The sequence below is a fragment of the Mucilaginibacter sp. genome, assembly GCF_036568825.1.
In the GTDB taxonomy this organism is placed as follows: Bacteria; Bacteroidota; Bacteroidia; order Sphingobacteriales; family Sphingobacteriaceae; genus Mucilaginibacter.
The window spans coordinates 63,053-72,560 of sequence record NZ_DATCRU010000093.1; the positions used below are offsets into that span (position 1 = coordinate 63,053).

Consider the following 9,508-nt stretch of genomic DNA (forward strand, 5'->3'; position numbering starts at 1 on the left):
TTCTATATTTTTAACTCATCAATGGAAGTTAAAAACAACAAGCGCACCATACGTGCCTGGGCCTTTTTTGATTGGGCCAATTCGGCTTATAACTTGGTTATCACGTCCACCATTTTTCCGGCTTATTATGTAGCTATCACTAATAACGCCCAAAATGGCAATCACGTCACCTTTTGGGGCCATAGTTTTGTTAATACGGCGCTATCTGATTATACGCTCGCTGCTGCCTACCTTATAATAGCTATACTATTGCCGATATTAACGTCAATAGCCGATTATCGGGGTAACAAAAGAATATTCATGCAGTTTTTTACCTGGCTGGGCGCCATATCCTGCGGAATGCTTTATTTTTTCAAGCTTGATACCCTGCAAACCAGCATGGTCTTTTTCGGGTTGGCAGCTATAGGTTATAGCGGTGGCTTTGTGTTTTATAATTCTTATCTGCCCGAAATTGCTACTTTAGATATGCAAGACCGTGTGAGTGCCAAAGGGTTCACCTACGGCTATATTGGAAGTGTAATTTTACAACTGATCTGTTTTGCATTTGTGCTGGAGCCACAATGGTTTGGCATTGCTGATAAATCATTCCCGGCACGCTTATCGTTCTTATTGGTAGGTGTCTGGTGGATATGCTTTGCCTATATTCCCTTCACTGTTCTACCAAAAGGAAGCCCGAATGCACAAAGTCATCATAAAAATATTATTAAAGGGGGATTTATAGAACTGGGCAAGGTTTGGCAACAGGTAAAAAACATGCCGGTGCTGAAACGTTATTTGCCGGCATTCTTTTTTTACTCCATGGGGGTACAAACCATTATGCTGGTAGCAACAAGTTTTGGAGCGAAAGAACTGAAAATGGAAACTAGTTCATTGATATCTATCATCCTGATCATCCAATTAGTGGCAATCGGTGGCGCTACGCTGATGTCCCGGCTTTCTGATAAATATGGCAACGTAAAAGTATTACCATGGGTAGTATTGATTTGGATAATGGTGTGCATCGCGGCCTATTTCACTACAAACTCTACCGAATTTTATATTCTGGCTGTAGTTGTCGGTTTGGTAATGGGAGGGATACAGTCGCTTTCCCGGTCTACCTATTCCAAGTTTATTCCGCAGGATATAACCGATTCGGCTTCTTTCTTTAGTTTTTATGATGTGACGGAAAAAATTGCGATCGTAGGAGGAATGTTCAGCTTCGGTTTGGTGGATGATATTACCAATAGCATGCGTAATTCGGCGTTAGTATTATGTATTTATTTTATTGTAGGATTAATATTACTGCTCTCATTACTGAATTATCAGAAGAAAAATGTGATTGAACTGGTCGCTGAGCAGGTTGATTAATCAATCTCATTGATTATATTTGAGTATGAACCTTATAAAAAACATTCTGATTGCTTTTCTTTTACTTGCTCCATTTATTGCATCTGCGCAAAAATTGAAAGAGTATAAGGCTTCCAATGGTATAATTTATCACCCTGGCGACACCATCAAAGTAGGCTTAGGGTCGATGCCTGATGGGAACTTTAAATATATCCAGATCAACCAATTACTTCCCGGTCCGCCTGATCCGCGCCGGAGCAATAGCATGACTGCACGTAAGGATATGTCGGGCAGCGGGTATGTGATTAAGAAGATACAGAATGTAAAGCAAATGGCGGGAGGGGAGAAAACCGTGATCACTATCAGAACTGGTGGCTTGCCTACCTGCGATATCTGGATAGAAGAAGCAATAGCAGCATGTGAAGTAACCCCATGCAATAATCAGAAGTCAGCACCGGCAAGTAGTGTGGCCGATGAAATTCTCAAACTCAAAAAACTGCTGGATGCAGGCGCCATTACCCAGGCGGAGTACGATGCGCAGAAGAAAAAGTTGCTCGCGCAGTAGATTGTCAGAAATTCGTTGCCTGTCAGCTTAAATATTGTACTTTTAGGCTCTCAATAAGTTTATTCTGATATGTTTTGGTTTGAAGACGAGGTTAAGCGCTTAGAAAAAGAGAGCGAAGAACGAAATTACCAAGCTTCCATGATCTTTTATGGAAGCTCATCCATACGTTTATGGTCCTCACTATGTGACGATTTCAAACAATTTTCACCGGTCAATCTTGGGTTTGGAGGATCTACCCTTGCAGCATGTACCTGGTTTTTTGATCGCATTGTAGCGCCATATCAGGCAAAATCACTCGTGTTCTATGCTGGCGACAATGATCTTGGTGATGGCAGACATCCTGAGGAAATATTCATTTTCTTTCAGCAACTGGTTGCAAGGATGGATGCCCGTTATGGCTCAATCCCCTGTTATTTTATTTCGATAAAGCCGAGTTTATTGCGCTGGGGACTCAATGATCCTTTAAGATATACGAATCTTATTATTGAAAAAGAGATCGCCGACCATCATAAAAACTGGCAATTTATCGATATCTATAATCATATGCTGGATGAGCACGGTAATCCTGATAAAAGTTATTTTGAGCAGGATGGGCTACATCTAAATAACAAAGGTTACACATTGTGGAACAGCATCATACACCCCAAACTATCTGAAAATCTTCATGCTGAATTAACATAAATATAATATATCCCAAGCATACTTGCGGTGCATTATGGACAGGGAATATATTAAGTGGTACAGCCCGGCGCTGCAGAAAGACATGGAGTTATTGGTCTTCGGACGTGGCGGCGCTTCCATTATATTTTTCCCGCCAAGGATGGGACGCTTTTACGATTATGAGAACTGGGGAGTAATAGAATCGCTCCGGAGCAAAATCGAAAAAGGATATATCCAGGTATTCTGCGTAGATAGCGACGACTGCCAGGGATTTTATAACTACTGGCTGCACCCTGCACAAAAAATACAGCGGGAAGTACAATACGAAAAGTATATCATTAACGAGGTCATTCCGTTTGTACGATCTAAGAACCCGGGCGCGTTTATGATAGCTGCAGGTTGCAGTTTAGGTGCTTATCATGCTATGAATATAGGACTGCGTAATGCCTGGGTTTTCAACAAAGTAGTAGGTATGAGCGGCAGGTATGATATCACCGTACAGATAGGCCATTACGACAATCTTCTGGGTGGATATTGGGACGAGAATGTTTATTTCAACATGCCTCCTCAATATATTTCGAATCTAACCGACCCTGCGATCCTCAACCGTCTAAAGCAAATAGAAATCGTGCTGGCCATTGGACAGGATGACATTTTATTGGATAGCAACCGAATGTTCAATTATAAACTAACCGAGAAAGGCGCCAAAACCTACATGCACGTGTGGGACCAGGAAGCACACCGCGCCCGTTATTGGCGGCAGATGGTGAATAATTATCTGTGACCACTGATTGATTAGGCTGATTTCGCAGATTTTATTTATTTTAGCAGCGTAATACATTACACACTTGAACCTTAATCAATTGGAAAAACCTCTACTTTTTACTGCGTCATTTTTTAAGTCTATTGCTTTTATAAAAAGGGAGACTTTATTATTTATTATAATATTATTCGTATTTACATCCTGTAAGAAAAATCACTCTGATCCAAAGCCCAATACGGATACGACTGCTAATCATACTCAAACGCCGCCCGATATTTATGTCGCAGGCTATGTATATAACACTTCGGGCCAGGCTGCTTACTGGAAAAACGGCGTTGCCCAGCAAGTTGATCCAATAGGTACTACCTCTAACGCAAACGCCATTGCTGTACAGGGAAATGATGTTTATTTGGCAGGCAATGCCATTGTAAATGGTGTAATGAAAGCAGTCTATTGGAAAAATGGGATTCCAACGGTGCTTGATAATGGCGCAGCATATGGTATAGCAGTACAAGGTAGCGACGTTTACGTAGTAGGTTGTAATAATCTTGGCACGGGTATATATGTGTACGATGCAGCAACTTGTTGGAAAAATGGAGTGGCGATGATGCTTCAAAATATTGCCGAAGAAAATCCAGGCGGACCTATTGGTTCATTGGCTATGGCCATAGCGGTACAGGGCAGCGATGTTCATATAGTTGGATATGGTGATGTTTCGTGGGGTGGAGGAGACCCCGTGGCTCTTTACTGGAAAAACGGAGTAGCGACAGAACTTGTAAAATACTACCCTGCCGATGGCTTATTTAATGCGCAATCACACGCTTATGCTATCGCATTACAAGGGGCTGATGTCTTCATTGCAGGCGGTTCAACTAAAAACACAGATTTGTCACCTCCGCCTAATAATTATTCGGGACCAATGTATTGGAAGGATAACGTAGTAAACCCGTTTAACATTACCGGCGAGAGTGCCCCTTTTTCTGCCAATAGCATAGCAGTTAATGGATCAAACGTGTACGTTTTGGCAGCGGGGCCTACTTCCAAGCCTGTGTATTGGAATAACTCAGCTGTCGTTACCTTAAAAACCGCCTTTTCAGCAACTGACGGATCAACTATCTCCATTAATCCAACAGGTATTGCCGTAAATAATTCAGATGTATATGTCTCAGGGTATTCTCAGATATTTAATGCTCAGGGTAAGGCAACAAGCAATGTTCAGGCATTTTACTGGAAAAATGACCAGGTCGTTAACTTACCGGGGCAAGTTGGGCAGGCAAATGCCATAGTGGTTGTACCTCATCAGTGACGTTGCACGAAGTACTCTGCTGGCGATGGATATAATATGTCTTTAGCTTTCAGCTATACTGTTACCTGTAGCAAAGCTTTGCTGTCTGTTATTTTAATTATTTTTATAAATTCAGGCACCAATCGTAAACATTATGCCAAATAAACCAGGTAAAAAAGACTCTTGGTGCATCATCCAATGACTAATGATCAGCAACAAATGACTAATTCTAAAAACTTTTTCAGAAATTAGCCAGCGATGAAAGTTGAGTTATTTATCCCTTGCTTTATCGATCAGCTTTACCCGGACACTGCCTGGAATACTGTTAAAGTTTTAGAAAAAGCGGGTTGTACCGTTAATTATAACCCGGAGCAAACATGTTGCGGTCAGCCGGCATTTAATGCGGGTTTCTGGGATGAGGCTAAAACTGTGGCGACCAAGTTTCTTAATGGTTTTTCGGAAGATAGTGTGATCATCGCTCCGTCTGCATCCTGCACTGGCATGGTAAAAAACTATTACAACGATCTGTTTACCAATACCCTGCAGCATAATAGATGTCGTGCTATACAGGGCAATATTTACGAGCTTTCAGATTTCTTAATAAATATATTGCAGGTGGATTATTTCGGTGCTGAACTTGATGGAAGGGCAGTATACCATGACAGTTGCAGTGGTCTGCGTGAATGCAAAATCAAAGAAGAGCCTCGCCAATTATTATCCAAGGTCCACGGGCTGGAGTTGGTCGACCTGAAGGATAACGAAACCTGCTGCGGTTTCGGCGGAACATTTGCGGTGAAATTCGACGCTATTTCAACTGCAATGGCTCAGCAGAAAGTGGACAATGCCTTAGCTGCTGAAGCTGACTATATTATCTCAACTGATGCATCCTGTTTATTGCATCTGCAAGGCTATATAGACAAAAACAATCTGCCAATTAAAACCATTCACCTGGCTGATGTCCTGGCGCACGGGTGGGGAAACGTGTGATTTACGATTTTAGAATTACGATTTTAGATTGTTTTCAATCACATTCAGTTGTATTTTGTTTAGCGAATATGGCGTCATTCAGAATGCATAAATATCACAGTGATCATGATAGCGGGGTAGTGGCTTATAACATTGAAGATCGTGATATTAAGATACTTTTTCCTCCTGACAAGGATGGTCAGCCTTTTGTATATACCTACAGCTATGCCAAACCGGGTAAAAAGCATGTGGAAGAAATGAAGAAATTAGCTGTAAAAGGGTCTGATCTGGCAACCTATATTAATAAAAATATCCGCGAAAAATATGATCGAAGAGACCGTGCTGACGAAGTGATTATCATAGATTAATCCGTGCAATCAAAATCAATAATCTGTGTAATCACCTAATAAATTCTTCTATATTTGCACACAAACATAAAGTCACTTGGTAGGTGACTTATTCATTTTTTATTGAAAATTAAATCATAGTTGTAGATGATTAACATTACACTTCCCGACAGTTCCGTTCGTCAGTACGAAAAGGGAACTACTGCCATGCAGATCGCGCTGTCGATCTCCGAAGGTTTAGCAAGAAACGTATTAGCAGCTGAAGTTGACGGCCAGGTTTGGGATGCCGGCAGGCCAATTGAGCAGGATGCGCATGTAAAACTGCTCACATGGAATGATACCAATGGCAAGTCAACCTTCTGGCACTCATCCGCTCACTTAATGGCCGAGGCATTGGAGGCGCTTTATCCGGGTACTAAATTTGGTATCGGTCCGGCTATTGAAACCGGTTTTTATTACGATGTAGATTTCGGCGACCGCGAGTTTTCTTCGGATGATTTTAAGCAGATCGAAGATAAAATGCTGGAGCTGGCTAAGACTAAAGAGGAATATGTCCGCACGCCGGTATCTAAAGCTGATGCTGTAGATTATTTCACAAAAAAGGGTGATGAGTACAAGCTTGACCTGATAAAGGACCTGCCTGATGGCTCCATCACGTTCTATACACAAGGTAACTTTACCGACCTTTGCCGCGGGCCGCATATCCCGAATACAGGTTTCATCAAAGCTGTAAAGCTAATGAATGTTGCCGGGGCCTACTGGCGCGGTGATGAAACACGCAAACAGTTGACCCGTATATACGCGGTTACCTTTCCAAAACAAAGCGAGCTGACCGATTACCTGCATCTCATAGAAGAAGCAAAAAAACGCGATCACCGCAAATTGGGTAAGGAACTGGAGTTATTTGCCTTTTCTGAAAAGGTAGGTATGGGTTTACCATTATGGTTGCCAAAAGGGACTGCTTTGCGCGAACGGCTAGTAAACTTTATGCGCAACGCTCAGGTGAAAGCCGGTTACGAGCAGGTGATCTCTCCGCACATCGGTCATAAGAATTTATATGTGACCTCCGGTCACTACGAAAAATATGGCAAGGATAGTTTCCAGCCGATACAAACGCCGCAGGAAGGAGAGGAGTTTTTCCTTAAACCGATGAACTGTCCGCATCATTGTGAAATGTATAAAATCAAGCCACGTTCATATAAAGACCTGCCGGTTCGTTATGCTGAATTCGGTACTGTATATCGTTATGAACAGAGCGGCGAACTGCATGGTTTAACCCGGGTTCGTGGTTTTACACAGGATGATGCACACTTATTCTGCCGCCCGGACCAGGTGAAGGACGAATTTAAGAAAGTGATTGATCTGGTACTTTATGTTTTCTCAGCTTTAGGTTTTGAAGATTACACAGCGCAGGTATCGCTTCGTGATCCTGAAAATAAAGCTAAATATATCGGTTCTGACGAGAATTGGGCATTAGCAGAGCAAGCGATCATCGAAGCTGCAGATGAAAAAGGCTTAAAGACTGTAGTTGAGTTAGGCGAAGCCGCATTCTATGGCCCTAAGCTTGACTTTATGGTGAAGGACGCGATTGGCCGTAAATGGCAACTGGGGACTATCCAGGTGGATTACAATCTTCCTGAACGTTTTGAATTGGAGTATACCGGCAGCGACAATCAAAAGCATCGCCCGGTGATGATCCATCGTGCGCCGTTTGGCTCATTAGAACGTTTTGTAGCTGTGCTGATTGAGCATTGCGCAGGTAATTTTCCGCTGTGGTTGTCGCCCGAGCAGTTCATCATTCTTCCTATCTCAGAAAAATATGAAGAATATGCAAAAAAACTTTCTGATATATTAAAAGATTCCGATATTTGCGGGCTGATTGATTTTAGAGACGAAAAGATAGGGCGGAAGATACGCGATGCTGAAGTCAAAAAAATCCCTTATATGCTTATTGTAGGCGAAAAAGAAGCAGCTGAAGGCAAAGTGTCGGTTCGCAAACACGGGCAAGGAGATTTGGGCAGCATGACTATAGAAGAATTTAAACAACAAATAATAAAAGAAATAACAGTATAACTTGGCATTAAGCAGACCTAATTTTAACAGAGGACCAAGGCCACCTTTTAAGAAAAAGGAAGCCGAACATAACATTAATCAATTTATCAGAGCTCAGGAAGTTCGCCTTGTAGGTGATAACGTGGAGCAAGGTGTGTACTCGCTAAGAGATGCTCTCGCAATAGCACAAGAGCAGGAATTGGACCTGGTTGAAATCTCTCCGAATGCTGTTCCCCCTGTTTGTAAAGTAATAGACTATAACAAGTTTATTTACGAACAGAAGAAGAAGATGAAGGAGATCAAGAGTAACGCTAAGCAAACCGTTATTAAGGAGATCCGTTTCGGACCGAATACGGACGACCATGATTTCGAGTTTAAATTAAAGCATGCCATCAAATTCCTGGAAGCAGGCGAAAAGGTGAGGGCATACGTACACTTCAAAGGTCGTGCGATAGTATACAAAGAGCAGGGCGAGATCCTGTTACTGCGTTTCGCACAAGCTTTGGAAGAAGTAGGCAAGGTTGAACAATTGCCAAAACTGGAAGGTAAACGGATGTTTTTAACCGTTGCTTCTAAGGGAGTGAAAAAGTAGATATGAGATATTAGATGTGAGACACATCTGATAGTTCAAGAGTGAATTAACAATCGAGTATGAGATTGGAGAAGAGAATTAGATTCTCATATCTCAAGTCTCATATCTCAAATCTAAATAAATAGTTATGCCAAAAATGAAAACCAATTCCAGTGCTAAAAAGCGTTTCACGCTTACTGGAACCGGTAAAATTGCAAGAAAGAACGCATACAAAAGCCACATCTTAACCAAGATGTCAACTAAACGTAAGCGTAACCTTACCCACACCAGCCTTGTGTCTGATGCGGATATGGGTAACGTAAAACGTATGCTTTGTATCGGAAAGTAATTAACAAATTTTAAAACCAGGTATTGGAGTAAACAAGATCAGCTTGGTAAGCTGGCACTCACTACCAAAAAGACAAAAAGATGCCACGTTCAGTTAACGCAGTAGCGTCGAGAAGACGCCGTAAAAGAATCATGAACCTCGCCAAAGGTTATTGGGGTTCAAGAAGCAAGGTTTATACCGTTGCAAAAAACACAGTTGAAAAAGGTTTACAGTACGCCTACCGCGACCGTAAAACCAAGAAAAGAGAGTTCAGGGCTTTATGGATACAACGTATCAACGCAGGTGCCCGTCAGCATGGAATTTCTTACTCGCAGTTAATGGGTAAGTTAGCCGCTAAAAATATCGGTTTAAACCGTAAGGTATTAGCTGATTTAGCGATGAACAATCCGGATGCTTTCAAAGCTATTGTTGATGCTGTAAAATAATTCTTGTTCGTGAGGACACGAACAAAGGATAGCAAAAATAATTTAAAAGGCTTGCAGTAATGAAGTGCACCCCAAAAGTTGGACAAACTTAATTATTATTATCATAATGAGCTCGGTATTTAGCCGGGCTCATTCCTTTTAGATTGAGCTTGATTCTGTCGTTGTTATAATACGTGATATAGTCCTGAATGTCGCTTTT

12 protein-coding genes are annotated in these 9,508 nt (G+C 41.8%); 11 read left to right on the forward strand and 1 reads right to left on the reverse strand.

The features are described from left to right. The first annotated feature begins 21 nt into the window (after positions 1 to 21). The 11 genes from VIM89_RS20550 to rplT all read left to right on the forward strand — a co-directional run bounded on the left by VIM89_RS20550 (position 22) and on the right by rplT (position 9,309). On the forward strand, positions 22 to 1,347 hold the full coding sequence (locus VIM89_RS20550) for an MFS transporter (RefSeq protein WP_488158062.1): 1,326 nt from the start codon (positions 22 to 24) through the stop codon (positions 1,345 to 1,347). 25 nt (positions 1,348 to 1,372) lie between these two features. Then, positions 1,373 to 1,891, forward strand: coding sequence for an SHOCT domain-containing protein (locus VIM89_RS20555; protein WP_488158063.1), 519 nt, complete (start codon positions 1,373 to 1,375; stop codon positions 1,889 to 1,891). A gap of 69 nt (positions 1,892 to 1,960) precedes the next feature. Continuing rightward, a complete protein-coding gene (locus VIM89_RS20560; protein ID WP_488158064.1) occupies positions 1,961 to 2,572 on the forward strand; it encodes a GDSL-type esterase/lipase family protein in 612 nt (203 codons plus the stop codon). Positions 2,573 to 2,606: 34 nt separating this feature from the next. Then, the gene (locus tag VIM89_RS20565) at positions 2,607 to 3,335 is read left to right on the forward strand and encodes an esterase family protein (RefSeq protein WP_488158065.1); all 729 of its coding nucleotides are present in this window, start codon (positions 2,607 to 2,609) and stop codon (positions 3,333 to 3,335) included. A 79-nt stretch (positions 3,336 to 3,414) separates the two neighbouring features. After that, on the forward strand, positions 3,415 to 4,620 hold the full coding sequence (locus VIM89_RS20570) for a hypothetical protein (protein WP_488158066.1): 1,206 nt from the start codon (positions 3,415 to 3,417) through the stop codon (positions 4,618 to 4,620). A 237-nt stretch (positions 4,621 to 4,857) separates the two neighbouring features. Further along, positions 4,858 to 5,586, forward strand: coding sequence for a (Fe-S)-binding protein (locus tag VIM89_RS20575; protein ID WP_488158067.1), 729 nt, complete (start codon positions 4,858 to 4,860; stop codon positions 5,584 to 5,586). 68 nt (positions 5,587 to 5,654) lie between these two features. Further along, positions 5,655 to 5,933, forward strand: coding sequence for a hypothetical protein (locus VIM89_RS20580; RefSeq protein WP_488158068.1), 279 nt, complete (start codon positions 5,655 to 5,657; stop codon positions 5,931 to 5,933). A 126-nt stretch (positions 5,934 to 6,059) separates the two neighbouring features. Further along, entirely contained in the window at positions 6,060 to 7,985 is a 1,926-nt protein-coding gene (gene thrS / locus VIM89_RS20585; RefSeq protein ID WP_488158069.1) for a threonine--tRNA ligase, read from the forward strand. Position 7,986: 1 nt separating this feature from the next. Beyond that, on the forward strand, positions 7,987 to 8,556 hold the full coding sequence (gene infC, locus VIM89_RS20590) for a translation initiation factor IF-3 (RefSeq protein WP_488158070.1): 570 nt from the start codon (positions 7,987 to 7,989) through the stop codon (positions 8,554 to 8,556). Between the two features lie 127 nt (positions 8,557 to 8,683). After that, a complete protein-coding gene (gene rpmI / locus VIM89_RS20595; RefSeq protein WP_091372129.1) occupies positions 8,684 to 8,884 on the forward strand; it encodes a 50S ribosomal protein L35 in 201 nt (66 codons plus the stop codon). An 80-nt stretch (positions 8,885 to 8,964) separates the two neighbouring features. Further along, on the forward strand, positions 8,965 to 9,309 hold the full coding sequence (rplT, locus tag VIM89_RS20600; RefSeq protein ID WP_302899751.1) for a 50S ribosomal protein L20: 345 nt from the start codon (positions 8,965 to 8,967) through the stop codon (positions 9,307 to 9,309). A gap of 88 nt (positions 9,310 to 9,397) precedes the next feature. Here the strand turns inward: rplT and VIM89_RS20605 are convergent, their stop codons facing one another. Beyond that, the gene (locus tag VIM89_RS20605; RefSeq protein WP_488155649.1) at positions 9,398 to 9,499 is read right to left on the reverse strand and encodes an IS3 family transposase; all 102 of its coding nucleotides are present in this window, start codon (positions 9,497 to 9,499) and stop codon (positions 9,398 to 9,400) included. Positions 9,500 to 9,508: the final 9 nt, after the last annotated feature.